Raw genomic sequence first — 19,582 nt, forward strand, 5'->3', positions numbered from 1 at the left:
TTTGACAAATCATTGGGCTTTTGACTTTGCAGATTAATTGTCTATAATAGAAAAAGCATCTATTCGGCTCGAACGGGAGGTTTTTTGATGATATTTGACTTAAAACTTAAAAATATTGTATTTATTCTGTTTGGATCTGCTATTTTTTCGTTTGGTATTGTCCATTTTAATATGCAAAACAATCTGGGTGAAGGCGGCTTCACCGGCATAACATTACTTTTATATTTCTTATGGGAATGGGATCCGGCCATTTCCAATATTGTGCTTAATATCCCAGTCTTTTTCATCGGATGGAAATTCCTTGGGCGAAATACATTCATTTATACAATAATTGGCACACTGGCCGTTTCATTGTTTTTGGCCATATTTCAGATTAATCCAATTGCAATTGATTTGCAGTCGGATATGACTCTGGCAGCACTTTTTGCCGGTGTGTTTATCGGTGTCGGACTGGGGATTATCTTTCGTTATGGCGGCACAACAGGCGGTGTTGATATCATTGCCAGACTCGTCAATAAGTACGTGGGCTGGAGTATGGGCAGGACGATGTTTCTTTTTGACTTTTTCGTCATAGCAACTTCCATTGCCGCTTATCTTGACATGGTGCAAGGCATGTATACGCTGCTGGCTGTCTATATCGGAGCGAGAGTGATTGATTTTATCCAGGAAGGTGCCTATGCAGCACGTGGTGCAACAATCATCTCCGGGCAAAGTGAGCAAATTGCCGGTACTATCATTAAGGAGATGGACCGGGGTGTAACTGTATTGGATGGCCGCGGGAGTTTTACCGGCGAAAAACGGGATGTGCTCTACTGTATCGTCGGCAGGAATGAAATTGTCCGGCTGAAAAATATTATAAATGAGATAGATCCCCACGCATTCGTCGCCATGAGCTCGGTTCATGATGTCGTTGGTGAAGGATTCACATTGGATGAAAACAAAAACCCTATAGAATAATGCTGGTTCAAATATTAAAAGGGATGACACGGTATGTCATCCCTTTTAAATACATATATGATATCCCCTATTCACTGGCGGCATAAATCAGGATAAACCGAATCAGCTCAGCAACAGCCACAAGTGCGGCAGCCACGTAAGTCAATGCAGCAGCATTTAATACTTTTTTCGTTTCGCGTTCTTCGTTATTGCGGATGACACCTGTTGATACAAGCTGGGCCATCGCTCTGTTGGACGCATCAAATTCCACCGGCAATGTGACTAGCTGGAACAATACAGCTGCCGAGAAGAAAATGATTCCAACTAACAGTAACCCTTGGCTAAAAATGATTCCCGCGATTATCAGGAAAATCGCCATATTTGATCCTGTTGCAGCAATGGGAGCCAGTGACGATCTGAAGCGAAGAAACGCATAGTCCTGTGCATCCTGGATGGCATGCCCCACCTCGTGTGCTGCAATGGCAGATGATGCCATGGATTGTCCATGAAAATTATCGCTTGAAAGGTTCACGGTTTTCTTTTTTGGATGGTAATGATCCGATAACGTCCCTTTTGTTTCACGAACCTCTACATCATAAATCCCGTTGTCATTAAGAATCTTACGTGCGACTTCAGCACCGGTCATACCAGAGGATGTTGCTTTTTTGGAATACTTTTTATACGTGTTTTTTACTTTGGATTGAGCCCATAAAGGGATTATCATCAAGAGCGCAATATAAACTATATATCCACCAAGACCACCTAGCATGTTCATTCCTCCATCTTTATTTTATAAACTTTTACAATCTGCTTCCCAGTGCATGTTGAAAAAAGGAGGTTGCCGGACTTTTTGCACAACCCCTTCTAAGGTCAATTTTAGTCAAAATTTCACTGGACGTCAATTATTTGAATCGTCCTCTGATTGTCTGTTCTTTTCCGCTCTGTATTTTCTCCAGCCGACGTAAGATAATGTAATGGCTATTGAGCCGCCAACAATTCCCACCATCCAATAAAAAGGTGTCATGTTCATACTGGGGGTATTTTTTGTTGTGAATATCAATGGCTCATGCGCTGAGGCGATGGCTGGAGCTGTCAGAAGTGTGCACATGTATATTCCGATTATGAAAATCAGCAAACACTTCATGCGTTTCATGGAGGTCACCTCACATAACATCTTCATAATTAATGTATGTGCGGCGATTCCATTATATAACTCGTCATGAAAGCAAATTTTTCGGCTTGATGGTCAATGCATATGCTATTCCTATCGACAGGATACTCAGCCAAAATGTAAAATAGCCAATTTCATCCATATATTCCGTCAAAGATGAGTAGACCGGCATTTGGCCAAACACATAATCTATGACATCATTATGCAATGTCCAAATAGCTGCGAACACGATATGCCGCAGCTTAATCGCATAATAAGGGGCATATAGTAAACCCTGAAACGCCATTGCCCCATGGGAAAACATGAGCATATAACCGGTCAATCCAAGTGATCCTTCCACCATTAAGGTGAGCAGGTTCATGACTACTGCCCAGATACCATATTTAAATAGTGTGATTAAAGCAAGCGCCTCAATGTAAGGCAGGTTTCTCCTAAACAGAAAAAACAATAGAACAATCGTGAAAAACAAACTTGCTGTCGGGCTGTCAGGAACAAACAGGAGGAATATATCAGGCGTTTCGGATAACTGGTATCGGTACCAGTAATAACCGTAAGCAGTGCCTGACAGGTTAAAGATAAACAGAAGGAATAAAAACCATTTATCAAGAAGTATGTATTTGATCATTGCAAAATCCCTTCTTAAAAATGTATTAAAAACACCTTCACCAACTCTGTTTGGCAAAGGTGTTTTTTACATCAAATTATTGATCTTCATTCACCGAAATAATAAATTCAGCGAGTTTATTTAACTCTTCGTCAGATCCCTTGAACTGACCCGGCGGCATGGAGCCGATACCGTTCTGGGCAATATCTTTAATTTCATCAGCAGAACGTTCAATGCCAATAAGCGGCGGTCCGGCAGATCCTCCCTGCAGGTCTTCGCCGTGACAGCTCATACAGTTGTTTTCAAATACTGCGTATCCCTCGGATTCCTTGTCAATATCAGCCTGTTCTGACGGCGGGACTGGTTTATTCGCTTCAGCCCGTGATTCCCAATCGACACCGGATGCTGATTGATAAGTAAGCCAGATGGTTGACGTAAGTCCCAATAGCATCATGCCCACTGCAATTGGACGCTGGTGCGGCCGTCTGCCCGGTCCCTTATCCAGAAAAGGAGCTAACAGTAATCCGCCGAAAGCCAATCCGGGGATAATAATGATACCAAATAAGATATATGGTCCACTTGCAAAGTCGTATTTTAACAATTCATATAAGAATAAGAAGTACCAATCCGGCAAAGGTATATAGCCTGCATCAGTCGGATCGGCCATTCCCTCGAGCGGAGATGGATTTGCTAATGTCAGGCATAAAAAACCTACTAAAAACACGGATCCTGCAAGCCATTCTTTTAACAGGAAATTGGGCCAAAATGCTTCTGTCCTGCCGGGATATTCTGAGTAATCTTTTGGTATGTTCGGTTTGCTTTCCGCGGAGATTCGGGAATCCCCGACGAACTTCATTCCCTTACCCTTATGCACAGCTTAACCTCCTTCATTTGTATTATAGCGGTCCGGATATTCCCTGTCTGCGGATTAATATAAAGTGTACACCCAATAAGGCGAACAAAGCAGCAGGCAGGAAGAAAACATGGATCGCAAAGAACCTTGCCAATGTCTGTGCACCGACAATTTCTTCATCTCCGGACAGCAATGTCTTTAATTCATCTCCAATTATCGGAACATCCTGTGCAATGTTCAAACCAACTTCTGTTGCAAAGTATGCCTTATTATCCCAAGGCAGCAAATAACCAGTGAAACCTAAGCCAAGGATGATGAAGAATAAAAGTACACCAACCACCCAGTTAAGTTCACGCGGTTTTTTGTATGCGCCCTGAAAGAATACGCGCAATGTATGTAACAGTAACATGACGACAACAACACTGGCTCCCCAGTGATGCATACCGCGTACAATCTGACCGTGTGCGACTTCAGTCTGCAAGTAATAAACCGATCGCCATGCATTTTCAATATCCGGAACATAATACATGGTCAAAAACATACCGGACAATATTTGGATAACCACTACGAAAAATGTCAATCCTCCAAAACAATAAACAAATGCAGAGAAGTGATAGGCAGGATTAACATGTTCAGGAACTTCATGGTCTGCGATATCGCGCCATATCGGCGTAATATCCGCACGCTCGTCTATCCAGTCATATATTTTTTGAAGCATTACCCCTTACGCCTCCTCTCTCGGTTGTGCTTTACCAAGGAATAACATACCGTTTTTAATTTTGTGCTCATAAATATCCAGTCCGGCTGTCGGCGGTGTTCCTGGAACATTCTCGCCATCTTTATAATACAGCCCATCATGACAAGGACAGTAAAACCGTTCCGGATATTCCTCGCTGCCTTCCCATGAAACAACACAGCCAAGGTGCTTACAAATTGGGGAAAGTGCAACTACTTCGCCATTGTCATCTTTATAAACCCATGCAGTTTTGCTGACCTTGGATTCATACCAGCCATCAACTTGTTTAACTTCCCAGTCAATACGCTGAGGCTCTTTTGTAATATCTCCTTCCGCCAGCTGGACATTGGTGAAGTCACCTTCAGACGAACCTTGTTTAAGCACAGGATCAATTGCCATTCTTAACGGTGAAACCATCAAGCCTGCTGCCATAAAGCCCCCTACACCTGTAAGCGTATAGTTCAAAAATTGTCGACGGGATACTGGTTGTTTGTCTTCGCTCATGATTTTCCCCCCTCTATACATTTTTCACGGACAAGTTTATTAAATCAGATTACTAGGACAATACCATGATAGCGCAATCTGTTGAACGGGTCAATATAAATCCATTTGCACTTTCACCGGAATTACATCAATTGATTCATTTTAAGAAAATCCGCCAAATATTTTATCTGAATCGGGGGATTCTGTTATTTATTATCCTTCCAATACGAACGAATCAACTCACTGACTTGTTGAACCTGACTGTAAATAACCGACTGCCTTTCCTTGACTTGCATTGATTCGGTTACGATTCCCGGAAGCCAGATTAAGGTTCCTTTCAAGTCTTGTTCGAACTTCTTCCAGCTGGAATCAGCTGTTATAAAAAATAAATGATTGAATGGCTGTGACCGGGTATTATCGACCCATGAATTGATTCGCTTGGCTTCATTATGCTTATCGGCTGATTTTAAATAGTTGTAGTCCGGACACAGCAGAATCCTGCCGGTTATTTCCTTTTCAAGTTCGCGGATAAAAACTGATAAAACTTCGCGCTGAAACGCGTCCTTTTCTAAACTTGAGTCAGTTGAAAAATGAAAAGGTATTAATGGTAAAATAATGGTGTCGACATACTCTTTTGCCTGAATATATTGCTGTAAATCCTGTTTTGTCCATTTCATAGTATACTACCTTCCCTCCTGTCTATTCTTCATACAACGAAAAAATTTCTCATATAAGAGGACGTTCAAAAAGTACGGTAACAATGATACATTGAGTTTAGATTCCCTAAATGCATAATCCCGCAGCTCGAAATTACGCCCCTCGAACTTCCCCGTCCATGTTATCCCCCTTTTTGAACACGAACTATAACTTATATGTTATCCTATTGAGACAAAAAAAATCAACCTATTGCCCAAGTCAATAAGGCTGATTTGATTTCTCCCGCTCCAATTTATGTAATTGTTTGGATAATTCAGTGAAAGTATCCCGATCTCGTTCATCTAAAGCGCTGTCAATTTTTTCCCGAAGTGATTTGTGGCGGGAATCATAGATGGTTTTATCCAATAATTGTTTTGCTGTTTTCTGATCCGTTTCTGTTATGAAGTATTCATCCGGAATGAACGGATTTTCGACCAGTACCGCTGCATAAAATATATTCTGGTGGGATTTATTAAAATTCAACTGAATATATAAGGGCTCATGCTGATTCATACGAATGTCATGGAAGGACTTTTCAGCATCGGTCGTCACTAATTGTTTTTTATAAAAACGGAACGGTACCTCATCGGAACAGTTACTGGTCATGATTAATCCGCGCGGACAAAATTTAGCTTCCCGTACAAAATGAATATTTGACAGCAGTTTATCATGGTTGACAATGTAATTGAGAATCCACACACTTTCCCTCTTTTTTAACTGATAGTTGTTTAGAAACCACTGAATAAAGCTTTTCTTATCCTTTACAGAAACAGGAGTTTGCATTGATCTAATGAGCCTCCTTTAAAAATAACGTTCATGTGGATTATATATTTTCGGACTCCTTTAACCGTTGTACAAATTCCTCAATTTCCGGGTCCAGCGGCAGCAGATGCAAGTATGATTCAAAGATTTGGATGGCGTTATCGATCCTCCCTTCCTCTGTCAGGAAATAACCGTATTCTTTCAGGAAATCGCTATCCTGGTTTAAGCTATTATATGCTTCCTGGTAATGTTTTAATGCATTGTTATACAATTCCAATTCATTGTACGCACGGGCAAGTTCCCATTCATAAAGAGGGTCACTGGCCCCCATTTTTTTGATGTCGTTAATCAGATCAACAATGCTATCTTCTTTGTCCTGTTGCTTAAATAATTCAATTAAAAATAAAATGGCTTCTTTATAATCTGGGTCAAGTGTTACGGCTTCCCGCACCCATTTTTCACTTTCCTCATCTTTATTTAATTGGTGTGCCATTGAACCTGTGAAAAAGTACAGTTCTTTATTAAATTCATCAATTTGAATGCCTTGTTTGGCCGTTTCATATGCCTCGTTGATCATTTCTTCGTCTTCGTAAGCTTTTGCCAATTGATAATAAGCAGTATGATAATACATATCTTGTTCGATGACATGTTTCCAGGCTTGGATGGCAATATCCCGGCGCCCTGCGTGCAGGGCAGTAAAACCGTATTTGAAAAGAGTGTCCGGATCCTCACTGTCAATGCTCTGGTAAGTCTCCAGGGCAATTTCATATTCACCAGATGCTGCATACGCTTCTGCCAGCCGGTCATTAATCGACACGTTGGCGATTTCTTTTTCAACCTGGAGTATTTTTTCATAATACGTGATGGCTTCCCGGTAATCCCCGTTTGAGAAGAGCAATTCTCCCAGCGCAAAATCAATAATTGGTTCATTTGGTTCGTAATGTTTGGCGGTTAATAATTTTTGTTCAGCTACTTCGAATAATCCCTGAGCCTGATATAAATCCGCCAATTGCATAAGTGTCTGCACATAAGCCGGATCATCTTCTTCGATTTCATTAAGCAGGTTTATGGCTTCCTCATCATTGTCCTGCTCGATATAAACGTCCGCCAGCATGATTTTTATTTCAGTTTCTTTCGGGAAACGATTTGATAATTCCTCTAAAATATCAATTGCTTCCGTTAAAAATCCCCACTGAATATATAATTCCGAGATGGTGAATTTATCTTCATCATCTGCTTTAGGTAAATAGTCTTCAAGCAGTGCAATCGCCTTGTCCGACTCTTTTGCCTCCATCAGATGAACGGCTTCCATTATTGTGCTGTCCATTAAGAACATCCTTTCAATTCTGCGTCCATATCTTCTGATTATTTCATCATATCGAAAACAATTTATTTATTCAAGAAAAAACCCGGAGCACTGTTTATACCTTGCAGAAAAAAGAACCTGTATTTAACAGATTCCTTTTATCTTTCTTTTATTATCCTTTGTCAGTTATGCTGTTTAAATGTTCAAAGAAGTCCGGATAAGAAATTGCGATCGATGAAATATCATCAATTATGACGTTTTGTTTTGTAATTAAAGACGCAATGGCATGCATCATTGCAATCCGGTGGTCATTATATGCTGCCACTCTTCCGCCGGCAAGTCCGGATACACCGTTAATAATCATCCCATCTTCGGTTGGCTTGACATTGGCACCGAGACGGGTCAATCCGTCCGTTACTGCTCGGATTCGATCTGTTTCCTTAAACCGCAGTTCCGCTGCATCCCGGATAACCGTTTCCCCTTCTGCCTGGGTAGCCGCTAATGCAATAATCGGGATCTCATCAATCAATCTTGGAATAATGTCTCCCTCTATGACAACACCTTTAAGTTTTTGGGAAGAAATTGTAACATCTCCAAACGCCTCGCCGCCAGTTGTTTGTTTGTTTGAAATTTCAACTGCTGCTCCCATCTTCCTAAGCACGTCAATGATGCCGGTGCGGCTTTCATTAAGCCCTACATTTGTTAATGTCAATTTACTGCCCGGGATAATCGCTGCAGCTGTCATGAAGAATGCTGCTGAAGAAATGTCACCCGGCACATAAACATCGGTGCCTTTTAAGGGATGCTGGTTTGTGATACGGATTTGGTGGTTCTTGTTCGCGATATCAGCACCAAACGCCTGCAGCATATTTTCCGAATGATTTCTCGAAGCGGTCTCTTCCGTTACGCTTGTAACACCTTCTGCCAGAAATCCCGCCAAAAGCACAGCTGATTTAACCTGTGCACTTTTAATCGGCAAGTTATAATCGATCCCTTTAAGATTCCCGCCTTTAATTGCCATTGGAAGATACGAGCCATCTGAGCGGCCGTCAATTTGTGCTCCCATCTTTCCAAGCGGGGTTACAACACGATTCATTGGCCTGCTAGCCAGGGAGGTGTCACCATAAACGGAAGTAAAAAATGGCAGTCCTGCCAAAACTCCGAGCATCAGTCTGGCAGTGGTGCCTGAATTGCCAAAATAAAGAGGCTCTGCAGGCTCTGTAAAATGAGCGGGTCCATTGCTGTCTATTTTAAGCGAATTGCCTTTTTGCTTAATTGATACACCGAACTGTCTGAAAGCTTCCACCGTCCGTAAACAATCCTCACCGGATAAAAAATTCGTGATGTTTGTCGTCCCCTCTGCAAGAGCGCCTAATATTACGGCCCGGTGAGATATCGATTTATCTCCCGGTACATTTAATTGTCCGGTCAGTGGTGCTGATAATGGTGTCAATGTTACCTCTTTCAACAGGAATCACCCCTCTGTTCGTTTATTCTTCAAGCATTGCATCATAACCATACTGTTGTAAAACCTGATAGCTTTTCAGCTGCTCATCTTTGGTGGAAACACTCAGCCGCAAAACGCCAGTGATACCTTCACGTATTTCAAGAATTCTTATGTTGGTAATGCTGATTTCTTCTTCTGCCAGGATATTTGCTACTGAAGCTATTGCTCCTGTCTGGTCGCGGATGTCAACATACAGGTCATAGAAAGCCGGAAAGGCACCTTTTTCTTTTGTGCCTAATCCATCGCGAAAATCCTTTGCCTGTTTCAAATAGGCTGTCAGCTCTGACTTGCCATCATTTTGGAGCATCTGTTTTAACGCGGTCATTTCATTTGTCCAATCGTCAATCATCCCCACCATTTTTTGTTTATTGTGATAAAAAATATCCTGCCACAGCTCCGGGTTGCCGGATGCTATTCTCGTAACATCCCGGAAACCGCCGGCGGCAAGCTTTGGGATAAATTCATATGTTTCTTCCCATTTTTTCGCTTGCCGGACAAGTGCGGATGCAATCAAATGCGGAAAATGTGAAATAACGCCTGTCATTTCATCATGTTCATCCGCCCTTAATTTGATTATGCGGCTTTTTGTACCTGCTAACAGATTTTCCAGCGTTTCAACTGCTGTTGGCGGGCAATGTTCAGTTGGAGACAACACATAAATGGCGTTTTCAAATAGATGTCCCTTGGCTGCCTTAATTCCTCTCTTATGCGATCCTGCCATAGGGTGACCGCCGACGAACTGTATATGCTGATTTGTTAAAGCATTCGCTTTCTCAATGACCGTTCTTTTGACAGAGGATACATCTGTAACAATCACATTATGTTCAAAAGTGACCTTATCCAGCTGATTCAAAAATTCAATTGTTTCGGTAATCGGTGTACCTAATATAACGATATCGGCTTTTTTAGCAGCTTCTGTAACATTTGAACAGGATTCATCAATGATTTCATTCATCATTGCGAATTCAAGTGTCTTTGAGTTTATGTCACAGCCAATAATGTAATTGTCTCCGGATTCATGAAGACTCTTGGCCAAAGAACCGCCAATCAAGCCAAGTCCGATAATGGTAACTGTTGTTTTCACGTCAATAATCCCTCATTTACTTTCAGATGCATCTGGTATAGGATCTCCTGCAACTCTCGCATGTCCGCTTCATTGCCGATTGTCACGCGGACTGTATTAGGGGAGCCCAGCCCTTCACCTGGACGGACGATAAACCCATTTTCCTGTAAATACTGAAATGCTTTTTCACCACTGATTGGCGTGGAGACAAGCAGGAAATTTGTCTGGGAATCATAGAAATGCCAGCCAATTGAATTCAAAAATTGTTCGAATGATTGTTTTATTTTGTTATTGCGGCTAATCGAATCATTAATAAAATTGTCATCCTCAAGAGCGAGTAATGCCGCTTTTTGAGCAATTGATGAGGTGTTGAATGGACCTCTGACCACGTCAAGTCTTGGTATCAGTTCCTTATTTGCAACACCGTATCCAATTCGCAACCCTGCCAGCCCATATGCTTTGGAAAACGTACGCAGGATCACTAGGTTTTTGTATTTATTTAAATGCTGTAAAGCATCCGGCTGTATCTGAGTGTCAGCATATTCAAAATATGCCTCATCTAATACCACCAGGATATCTGATGGACATTTTTCAATAAAATCGAAAAAATCATTACGCGGGATAAGACCTCCTGTCGGGTTATTCGGTGAACACAGCCAGACAACATTTGTATTATTATCAATTGCCTCCAGCATTCCCGGAAGATCATGATATCCGTTTATTGTGGGTACTTCTTTGACTTCAGCACCTTCAATAAGCGCATTGTGTTTATACTGCGGGAATGTCGGAGTCGCCATGACCGTATTGACTCCGGGATATAAATAAGCGCGTCCAATAATCTGTACAACCTCGTCTGTCCCATTACCAAAGATCAGCTGGTGTTCGGAAATCCCCAGCTTATTTGAAAGTGCAGTTCTCAGTTCCGACGTGTAGCCGTCAGGATAGATATTTAGAGCCGGTTTGTCTCCGGAAAAATAATCATCCACTTTCCCGGAATAACCAAACGGATTTTCGTTTGATGCTAATTTGACAATCCGGCTCAGCCCAAATTCTTTTTTTACATCTTCCGTCTGCTTCCCGGGCTGATATGGCGTCATTTTTTTTAATATATGTTTGCTTTTCATTCCGTACCGCCCCTTAATCATGAATTTCTTTGTGCAAGTTCTTTTTGAAAACCATCCAAATACTCCAATAAATTGTCATCGGTTATTTCCATTAAGGCTGGTTTGGACACACCCTTTAAAAGCACCATTTGAATAGTAGTCCGCAATGTTTTTTTATCTTTTTTCATTTTTGAAATAATTCTCTCTGGCTCAACATAAGGCATATTTAACGGGTACCCATTCCGTTTGAGCCAGGTATAAAGCTGTTCGTACGGGAGTTCCAGCGAGAACGTTTTTTCACTTACCCTGAAAGCAAACAACAGCCCCAGTGCTACCAATTCACCATGTGTCCGGTATCCGTATCCGAGCAATGATTCCAAAGCATGTCCTAATGTATGGCCAAGGTTGAGATGTTTTCGTATGCCTGATTCACGTTCATCGACCTCCACGATCCCTGCCTTGATTTTGATGCCTTTGAGCAATTTATCGGAAAGGTCCTGACTTGATAATGATGAAAGATCGATCGTGATTAATGACTGATATAAATCGCTATCCGCCAGCAATGCTTCTTTCAGTAATTCTGCATAGCCGGATCTGATTTCGTCAACCGGCAATGTATGAAGTGTCTGAACATCGTAGATAACAGCAGCGGGAGCATAAAAGCTGCCGATAAGGTTTTTTCCATGTTCATGATTGATGGCGACTTTCCCCCCAACACTGCTGTCATGAGCAAGGATTGTTGTCGGCATTTGAATGAAATCAATTCCCCGCATGAAGGTGGCAGCAACAAAACCTGCAACGTCACCAACAACTCCGCCTCCAAGTGCAATGATAAGCGACTGTCTGTCAAGGCCATATTCAATTGCCTTTGTATGCAACTGATAGAATGTCTCAATGCTTTTAGCTTTCTCCCCCTCCGGAATCACATGGGAAAAGACAGTTTCCTGTGACAGACTTTTCTTGACATCAGGCAAATAATGAGCAGCAACCGTTTCATCTGTAATGATTAAAATAGATGAATAGGACTTAGGAAAATACCGGCCTGTTTCATACCGGAGATCTCCCCCGATATGGACCGGATAGGAATGGGACAATGCTTCAATAGTTGTATGTCTCATCAGAAGCTCCTTATTTCTTCCCGGTAATCATCGATTGCCTGCTTCAGTTTTGGAAATTGATCACTCGGAAATTGTTCGGTAATGGCTTTTGCCACTTCAAAAGCGACAATATGTTCCATGACAACCGACGCTGCAGGCACTGCACAGGAATCAGAGCGTTCAATGCTGGCGTTGAACGGTTCTTTTGATTCGATATCGACGCTTTTGAGCGGTTTATAAAGTGTCGGTATCGGCTTCATGACACCTTTAACGACAATTGGCATTCCGGTTGTCATTCCGCCTTCAAATCCGCCGAGACGATTCGTTTCCCTGTAATAGCCATCCATTTCATTCCAGGTAATTTCGTCGTGTACTTCACTGCCATTTTTTTTGGCTGCTTCAAATCCAAGACCGAATTCGACACCTTTAAAGGCATTGATGCTGACAACACTGCCTGCTATTCTGCTGTCCAGCTTCCGGTCGTACTGCACATATGATCCGACACCTGCAGGCACCCCTTCCACATATACTTCTGCAACACCGCCAATGGAATCACCATCTTTTTTAGCTTGATCAATGGCATCCATCATGTCCTGCTCGACTTGCTTATCCAATGTACGGACCGGTGATTCTTCAGATACCTCTTGCCGTTCTGTCATTGTGAAAGCGGGCTGGTCATCAGCAACTATACCGCCTATTTCTTTAACATAACCGGAGACTTCAATACCCAGTTGTCTCAGCAGCGTTTTAGCTACAGCGCCAGCAGCTACCCGAGCAGCAGTCTCTCTTGCCGAAGAACGTTCCAGCACATTGCGCATATCCCGATGGCCGTATTTTAAAGCACCATTCAGATCAGCATGTCCCGGCCTGGGCCGAGAGACAGTCCGTCTTAATTTCCTATCGGCTCCTTCTTCAATCGGGTGTTCCCCCATTATATCTGCCCAATGCTTGAAATCATCATTATGTATAACTAATGAAATAGGTGATCCCAATGTGTATCCATGCCGGACACCACTGGTAATCTCAGCCATATCTTTTTCAATTTGCATCCGTTTGCCGCGGCCATGACCTTTTTGTCTTCTGCGCAGTGACTGGTTAATATCATCCTGCAGCAGCGGCATATTGGATGGGACACCTTCAATAATTGTTGTTAATTGTTTGCCATGTGATTCTCCTGCTGTCAAATAGCGCATGGAACATCCTCCTTTATAAAATAGATCCTTCAATTATTTGTATTACTATATCATAGATTGACTATTTTTTGTTGCAGTTTAAGAAATTTTGAAACTTTATAGGGTTAAAGTGCCCTATAAATTGATGTAGTCATGTATCTGTATACACAAAAACCCCCGTTTAAAAACGGAGGTCCTTATAACTTTCCCCTGGAAGTGTTGATTTCTTCAGATTTGTGATGCTTTAATAAATCCACTCACTGTCCTGTTTTGAATAATTCAGGATTTCGTTGCTGTTGAAAAACAGGCTGATTTCCTTTTCTGCACTCTCAGGTGAATCGGAACCATGAATAATGTTTTTTCCCACTGTCATTCCATAATCGCCACGGATTGTTCCGGGTGCTGCTTCAAGCGGGTTTGTTTTCCCCATCATATCCCGGGCAGTTGAAATAACATTTTCACCTTCCCAGACCATGGCCAAAACAGGCCCCGATGTGATAAATTCAACCAATTCTCCGAAAAACGGTTTGTCCTTGTGTTCACCATAATGTGTTTTAGCTAATTCATCGGTTATTTGCATTAATTTGGCACCCGCAAGTTTGAATCCCTTGCGTTCAAACCGGTTTACAATTTCCCCTGTTAAATTACGTTGGACACCGTCCGGTTTTACCATCAAAAATGTTTGTTCCATTCTCTGCACCTCTTTTATATGTATTTGTATGATTAACCGTTAAAAATTTTAACAAATATTCATCAGAATAACAATCAATCTATGATCGTCTGCTGCCAATATATTTTGCGATACTCTGAAGCGTGTGTTTTGCTTTATGATCCGGAATGCCGTCCAGTTCCTTTAATGCCTTTTGCAGGTAATAATCACTGATGCGGTATGATTGCCGAATGGCATCAGTTTTTTTAAGATTTGCAATGATCTGCTTCATATCACATTCCGTCACTTGTTCCGGTTCGGAAAAAGTATCTATTAAGCGCTTGTAAAAAGATGTATCTTTCATAGCGAACAGGACAGGCAGTGTGACATTCCCTTGCAAGAGATCATTTCCCGCTGGCTTGCCCAATTCCGTTTCAGACGCTGTGAAATCAAGAATATCATCGATGATTTGATAGGACATACCGATGTAATAGCCATAACGGAATAGTTTTTGGGCGTTTTCCGCTGGAGCATTTGAAGCAATTGCTCCCAATTTACAACTCGTGGCTATTAATGAGGCGGTCTTTCGTTTAATTCGGCGCAAATAATCACGCAAATTCTGATCCCAATTATACTTGTCCCTGATCTGCTCAATTTCACCTGCAGAGAGTTCAACCATCGTTTTGGAGAGCACACGATGTGCAGCGGGGCTTGAAAGTGTTGTAATATTTTCAAGAGCCCGTGCTAAAATGAAATCACCAGTATACATCGCAACACGGTTGCCATATAACTGTTTGATGGTAGGCTTTCCACGGCGTAAAGGGGCATTGTCAATCACATCATCATGCACCAGTGATGCCATATGTATTAACTCAAGTGAAACAGCTACTGTTTTCATCCGGTCAATATCAAAATATCCAAACTGGCCGCATAACAAGACAAAAACAGGGCGGATTCTTTTTCCCCCTGCCTGCAGCAATCTTGTGGAAGACTCACGCAATATATCGTGATCGGATTGTATTGCTTCAGTTAACGCATGTTCAATTATACCCAGTTCTTTTTTCAGATGCCCGTATGTTTTCGTTAGTTTCATGCATGTCACCTTTTATCGTCATTCTTTTGTACCCATATGCATGGCAGCCACACCGCCTGTGTATTGTTTTACGCTTACCCGGGGAAATCCGGCTGAATAAAACATTTGTTTAAGCTTTTGTCTATTGGGGAAATTTTTTGTCGACTCATGCAGCCAGGCATATTCCTTATAGCTTTTGGCGAACATTTTTCCCAATAACGGCATAATAAAGCGGAAATACAAATAATAGCCCTGACGAAATCCAATTAGCGTCGGCTGCGATGTTTCAAGGCATACTGCTTTGCCTCCAGGTTTTACAACCCGGTGCATTTCTTTTAACACCGTCATATAGTCAGGAACATTACGCAAACCAAAACCGATTGTAACATAGTCGAATGTATTATCATCAAATGGCAGTTTCATTGCGTTCCCCTGGATAAAAGACAGTTGTTTGTATTGTAAGGTTTTATTTTTCTCTTCAGCGACCGACAGCATATTGCTGCTGAAGTCAAGGCCGATTACTTTCCCGGTTACACCGGCGGCTTCAGCAAGTGAAATCGACCAGTCCCCTGTGCCGCAGCATACATCAAGTGCTACAGAACCTTCCTCAACCGCCATCCGTTTCATGACATCCTTGCGCCATGCCTTATGACGCTGAAAAGAAATAATTGAATTCATTGAGTCGTATTGACTGTATATTTTTTCAAAAACGTGATGAACCCTTTCCTCTTTAGATCGCTGCTGCATAGATTACCCTTCCTCCGCCATTGAACTGTTATTCTCATTTAAGGCATTCATCATCCAGGTTTTGGTGGTTGAAAGATGCGCCGGAAAATGAGTTAGATGCGCTTCAACTTTTGATGATTCTTTTCGGATGAATGAGTCAATGGCATACAGAGCTTCCTCGTGGCTGTCAGCTGGGATTTGTGCAGCCCAGGTTCCTAAAGACGCTTCAAGACCAGGGTCCCCGGCAGCATTTCTTGCGTTAATTAATCTTTTCGCAATTAACCATTCCGCTGCAATGCCACCAATGTCAGTTTCTTCTGCATACTTTGCAATACGGGTAATCAGGAGTGTCTCTATCTGTTTAAAGACATGGAGAAACGTTTCAATCGATTGATTATCTTTATAATATAATTGCATTTTGCATTCATTAATATCTGTAATGGCCGTAGCCAGAACCTGAATCATTCTGACCTCTTCTATTTCCGAAAGAAGAAAATAATATAATCCGCTATAATAGTCTCCAGCCAGCACGGCCAATTGTTTTGATTTTTCATCGTTTTCTTCCGGCAGGATATCTTCTGAATTCGGAACTGAATCATGTGTGTCCAGTGCCATCTGTACAAGCATTGCCGTAATGATGTATCTTTCCTTTTTATATTCCGGTAAAGCAGTATTGTTTAAAATCAGGGCTACAACATGTAATTTTTCCTCGTCTAAAGCAGGAGTCTTTACATATTGTTCAATATAGGGATGGTGCATTTTTTCTTTGATTAATGCCTTAAGCTTATGTATGTCCATACTGGATGTCTGCAAAACAACCACCTGTACCCTTTCATCCATTTCAGAAATCATATTGTTATTATAGCATAATCTGTTTATGTTCCATAACTATAAATTCAGTTGGGCGTTTTCTCCCGCTGAATGTCAGTTGAATGAATGACCTTTACAGGCGATTGATACCCCATTTATCTTTATTGGTTTCCTTGAAATATTGAAGCGGGAGCCTTGCTGCCTGTTGAGACGGGATAAATAATCCCACGTATGGAATAAGCCTGCGCATCATTCGTCAGTCGTTGTTGATTTCACCATGACTGGTCTGTATAACAGCTCTTCCCCTAACTTTTACAGCTGAGGTATGTTCGGTAAATTGTGCAATCATTACTTCATTTTCATCCAATTTTTCTGAATGATGAAACCGGGTATCCGACCCGCGGGTCAATCCGATAACATTTACGCCATCTTCTAAAGCTTTAATAACAAAAAAATCATTCTGCTCCACAGCAAACGCTCCTTCCCGAATATACCTGTCTAATGATCACCACGGATTTAAATGCTGTATTTAAATTGAAAAAAAAGAGCACGCAATCACGTGCCCTTTTCACATCAGCCCTATGTAAGAAAATATTATTTAACACTTTCTTTAAGGGCTTTTCCTGGTTTGAATGCAGGAACTTTACTTGCAGGAATTTTAATTTCTTCCCCTGTTTGCGGATTACGTCCTTTACGTTCAGAACGTTCGCGTACTTCAAAGTTCCCAAAGCCGATAAGTTGTACTTTTTCGCCTTGCTTAAGTGAATCCATGACAGATTCGAAAACTGCATCTACAGCTTTTGTAGCATCTTTTTTGGAAAGGTCGCTTTTTTCTGCAACAGCGTTTACCAAGTCTGTTTTATTCATGATATTCACCTCCTCCCGAAATGTCTTAAACGACATTGGAACAAATTGTTAACATACAATCATTTGTTCCCGAATTGCCAGTTTTTATACTTAATGTCACCAAAATCATTGATGACATGGCTTATAATAACCGAGATTGGAACAAAATTCAACAATAAATGCCTAATTTATCGGGTTTTTATTCATTTTTGGCTATAATTTCCCATAATTTTGGAGATATTTGCTGGAGCGTCTGAAAATTGACACTTAAAAATCCTTAAATACTGTATACGACATAAAAGCCTGTTCTCCTGCCTCTGAGAGAAAAAAATTAAATTTTATTTCTTTTATTAAACAAAAAAATAGCAACTATGCATAGCTGCTATAAAATAATCGCTATTAATCCGCCAGAACCTTCGTTGATAATCCGTTCCAATGTATCTTTTAATTTGTATCTTGCGTTTTCCGGCATCAGTGAAATTTTCGCCTGTATTCCTTCTCTGACGATTGAGCTCAATGATCTTCCAAAAATGTCTGATTCCCATATGGACAATGGGTCTTCTTCAAAATCCTGCATTAAGTATCTTACTAATTCTTCACTTTGCTTTTCGGTTCCGATAATAGGTGCAAATTCAGACTCAACTTCAACTTTTACCATATGAATGGACGGGGCAAGGGCTTTGAGTCTGACGCCAAACCGGGAGCCCTGACGGATGATTTCCGGTTCGTCCAATTTCATATCTTCCAGTGTAGGTGCTGCAATACCGTAGCCGGTCTGTTTAACCATCTGCAAGGCGCCTGCTACTTGGTCATATTCCCGCTTGGCATGTGCAAAGTTCTGCATTAGCTCCAGCAAATGGTCTTTTCCCCTGATTTCTTCACCGACAATCTCTTTCAGTACTTCATCATACAAATAATCCGGGGCATGCAAGTCTATTTCTGCGATCCCATCCCCCATTTCAATTCCGGCAATATTTGCTTTATCAATATAGTCGTAGTAAGCAAAATCATCCACTATATGATCGACATCCCTGAGCCGTCTGATGTTTTTCACCGTTGACTGAATGGCCTCCTGATAATTGCGCTGCAGCCAATGTTCTTCATTAAGCACCATTACCCAGCTTGGAAGGTTCACATTTACTTCCAAAACCGGGAATTCATATAGAGCTTCACGCATGACATTGTATACATCATGTTCAGACATTGTCTCTACATTCATTGCCAGCACGGGAATGTCATATGTCTCCATGAGTTCCTGGCGCAATAACTCTGTTTCCTGACTAGTCGGCCGTGCTGAATTGATAACCAATATAAATGGTTTGCCGACTTCTTTCATTTCTTCCACGATTTTTTCTTCCGGCTCCTGGTAATCAGCACGTGCTATCTCCCCGAACGTTCCATCAGTCGTGATAACAACACCGATTGTTGAGTGCTCTTGAATGACTTTCCTTGTGCCGATTTCAGCTGCATCGTGGAATGGTATCGGATCTTCATACCATGGCGTGTTGATCATCCTTGGACCATTTTCATCTTCAAATCCTTTGGCACTTTCAACGGCATATCCGACACAATCGACAAGCCGGACGTTGACATCAAGTCCTTCATCAACATGCATTGATACAGCCTGATTCGGAATAAATTTAGGTTCAGTTGTCATAATTGTCTTGCCGGCTGCACTCTGCGGCAATTCATCCTGGGCTCTCCCCCGTTCACTTTCGTCCACAATGTTCGGCAGAACGCCCAGTTCCATGAAATGCTTAATAAAAGTTGATTTTCCTGTCCGGACAGCACCTACAATACCAAGATAAATATCTCCATTCGTCCGTTTTGAAATATCATTGAAAATATCAACTCTCTCCAAACGATCCCCTCCCGATCTCCTTTTCAAGAATCCAAAAACCCTTCGAATTATTGACATTACAAGTCTATGATGTTGTCCTATCAAATTATGACTTAATTATTCCTAAAAGAGACAAAAAAGATAAAAACT

22 protein-coding genes are annotated in these 19,582 nt (G+C 41.6%); 1 reads left to right on the top strand and 21 read right to left on the bottom strand.

Features of this window, described 5'->3' with window-relative positions; all coding sequences use genetic code 11:
- The first annotated feature begins 87 nt into the window (after positions 1 to 87).
- A complete protein-coding gene (locus tag VK097_RS11990; protein WP_324212041.1) occupies positions 88 to 957 on the top strand; it encodes a YitT family protein in 870 nt (289 codons plus the stop codon).
- 67 nt (positions 958 to 1,024) lie between these two features.
- On the opposite strand, the gene VK097_RS11995 is transcribed toward VK097_RS11990, so the two are convergent.
- The 21 genes from VK097_RS11995 to spoIVA all read right to left on the bottom strand — a co-directional run bounded on the left by VK097_RS11995 (position 1,025) and on the right by spoIVA (position 19,453).
- Entirely contained in the window at positions 1,025 to 1,705 is a 681-nt protein-coding gene (locus VK097_RS11995) for a zinc metallopeptidase (RefSeq protein WP_324212042.1), read from the bottom strand.
- A gap of 129 nt (positions 1,706 to 1,834) precedes the next feature.
- Complete coding sequence (locus VK097_RS12000) at positions 1,835 to 2,089, bottom strand: sporulation protein YpjB (protein ID WP_324212043.1); 255 nt, start codon at positions 2,087 to 2,089, stop codon at positions 1,835 to 1,837.
- A 64-nt stretch (positions 2,090 to 2,153) separates the two neighbouring features.
- On the bottom strand, positions 2,154 to 2,732 hold the full coding sequence (lhaT, locus tag VK097_RS12005) for a lipoprotein heptaprenylglyceryl N-acetyltransferase LhaT (RefSeq protein ID WP_324212044.1): 579 nt from the start codon (positions 2,730 to 2,732) through the stop codon (positions 2,154 to 2,156).
- Between the two features lie 76 nt (positions 2,733 to 2,808).
- Positions 2,809 to 3,585, bottom strand: coding sequence for a menaquinol-cytochrome c reductase cytochrome b/c subunit (locus tag VK097_RS12010; protein ID WP_324212045.1), 777 nt, complete (start codon positions 3,583 to 3,585; stop codon positions 2,809 to 2,811).
- Positions 3,586 to 3,607: 22 nt separating this feature from the next.
- Positions 3,608 to 4,282 carry a menaquinol-cytochrome c reductase cytochrome b subunit gene (gene qcrB / locus VK097_RS12015; protein ID WP_324212046.1) on the bottom strand — a complete coding sequence of 225 codons (675 nt, stop codon included), beginning with the start codon at positions 4,280 to 4,282 and terminating at the stop codon, positions 3,608 to 3,610.
- A 6-nt stretch (positions 4,283 to 4,288) separates the two neighbouring features.
- Positions 4,289 to 4,804, bottom strand: a complete 516-nt coding sequence (locus tag VK097_RS12020; RefSeq protein ID WP_324212047.1) for a QcrA and Rieske domain-containing protein — start codon at positions 4,802 to 4,804, stop codon at positions 4,289 to 4,291.
- A 185-nt stretch (positions 4,805 to 4,989) separates the two neighbouring features.
- Complete coding sequence (locus VK097_RS12025; protein ID WP_324212048.1) at positions 4,990 to 5,460, bottom strand: DUF2487 family protein; 471 nt, start codon at positions 5,458 to 5,460, stop codon at positions 4,990 to 4,992.
- Between the two features lie 238 nt (positions 5,461 to 5,698).
- On the bottom strand, positions 5,699 to 6,262 hold the full coding sequence (locus VK097_RS12030; RefSeq protein ID WP_324212049.1) for a ReoY family proteolytic degradation factor: 564 nt from the start codon (positions 6,260 to 6,262) through the stop codon (positions 5,699 to 5,701).
- 40 nt (positions 6,263 to 6,302) lie between these two features.
- Positions 6,303 to 7,568: a tetratricopeptide repeat protein gene (locus VK097_RS12035; RefSeq protein ID WP_324212050.1), complete on the bottom strand. Its 1,266-nt coding sequence runs from the start codon at positions 7,566 to 7,568 to the stop codon at positions 6,303 to 6,305.
- A gap of 151 nt (positions 7,569 to 7,719) precedes the next feature.
- Positions 7,720 to 9,015: a 3-phosphoshikimate 1-carboxyvinyltransferase gene (gene aroA / locus VK097_RS12040; protein WP_324212051.1), complete on the bottom strand. Its 1,296-nt coding sequence runs from the start codon at positions 9,013 to 9,015 to the stop codon at positions 7,720 to 7,722.
- Between the two features lie 22 nt (positions 9,016 to 9,037).
- Positions 9,038 to 10,138 (bottom strand): prephenate dehydrogenase, encoded by a 1,101-nt coding sequence (locus VK097_RS12045; RefSeq protein WP_324212052.1) that lies wholly within the window; start codon positions 10,136 to 10,138, stop codon positions 9,038 to 9,040.
- The gene (gene hisC, locus VK097_RS12050) at positions 10,135 to 11,241 is read right to left on the bottom strand and encodes a histidinol-phosphate transaminase (RefSeq protein WP_324212053.1); all 1,107 of its coding nucleotides are present in this window, start codon (positions 11,239 to 11,241) and stop codon (positions 10,135 to 10,137) included. Before hisC ends, VK097_RS12045 begins: the two co-directional genes overlap by 4 nt.
- A 17-nt stretch (positions 11,242 to 11,258) precedes the next feature.
- Positions 11,259 to 12,338: a 3-dehydroquinate synthase gene (gene aroB / locus VK097_RS12055; RefSeq protein ID WP_324212054.1), complete on the bottom strand. Its 1,080-nt coding sequence runs from the start codon at positions 12,336 to 12,338 to the stop codon at positions 11,259 to 11,261.
- On the bottom strand, positions 12,338 to 13,510 hold the full coding sequence (aroC, locus tag VK097_RS12060) for a chorismate synthase (RefSeq protein WP_324212055.1): 1,173 nt from the start codon (positions 13,508 to 13,510) through the stop codon (positions 12,338 to 12,340). The genes aroB and aroC overlap by 1 nt, the downstream gene beginning before the upstream one ends.
- A 223-nt stretch (positions 13,511 to 13,733) precedes the next feature.
- The gene (gene ndk / locus VK097_RS12065; protein WP_324212056.1) at positions 13,734 to 14,180 is read right to left on the bottom strand and encodes a nucleoside-diphosphate kinase; all 447 of its coding nucleotides are present in this window, start codon (positions 14,178 to 14,180) and stop codon (positions 13,734 to 13,736) included.
- 79 nt (positions 14,181 to 14,259) lie between these two features.
- On the bottom strand, positions 14,260 to 15,231 hold the full coding sequence (gene hepT / locus VK097_RS12070) for a heptaprenyl diphosphate synthase component II (protein ID WP_324212057.1): 972 nt from the start codon (positions 15,229 to 15,231) through the stop codon (positions 14,260 to 14,262).
- Between the two features lie 18 nt (positions 15,232 to 15,249).
- On the bottom strand, positions 15,250 to 15,957 hold the full coding sequence (locus tag VK097_RS12075) for a demethylmenaquinone methyltransferase (RefSeq protein ID WP_324212058.1): 708 nt from the start codon (positions 15,955 to 15,957) through the stop codon (positions 15,250 to 15,252).
- 3 nt (positions 15,958 to 15,960) lie between these two features.
- Positions 15,961 to 16,776: a heptaprenyl diphosphate synthase component 1 gene (locus tag VK097_RS12080; protein ID WP_324212059.1), complete on the bottom strand. Its 816-nt coding sequence runs from the start codon at positions 16,774 to 16,776 to the stop codon at positions 15,961 to 15,963.
- A gap of 226 nt (positions 16,777 to 17,002) precedes the next feature.
- The gene (mtrB, locus tag VK097_RS12085; RefSeq protein WP_324212060.1) at positions 17,003 to 17,215 is read right to left on the bottom strand and encodes a trp RNA-binding attenuation protein MtrB; all 213 of its coding nucleotides are present in this window, start codon (positions 17,213 to 17,215) and stop codon (positions 17,003 to 17,005) included.
- A 125-nt stretch (positions 17,216 to 17,340) separates the two neighbouring features.
- Positions 17,341 to 17,613 carry an HU family DNA-binding protein gene (locus VK097_RS12090; protein ID WP_010530824.1) on the bottom strand — a complete coding sequence of 91 codons (273 nt, stop codon included), beginning with the start codon at positions 17,611 to 17,613 and terminating at the stop codon, positions 17,341 to 17,343.
- Positions 17,614 to 17,974: 361 nt separating this feature from the next.
- Positions 17,975 to 19,453 (bottom strand): stage IV sporulation protein A, encoded by a 1,479-nt coding sequence (spoIVA, locus tag VK097_RS12095; RefSeq protein WP_324212061.1) that lies wholly within the window; start codon positions 19,451 to 19,453, stop codon positions 17,975 to 17,977.
- Positions 19,454 to 19,582 lie beyond the last annotated feature (129 nt).

Origin of the sequence: Lentibacillus sp., assembly GCF_035301675.1 — a bacterium.
Lineage (GTDB): Bacteria > Bacillota > Bacilli > Bacillales > Amphibacillaceae > Lentibacillus.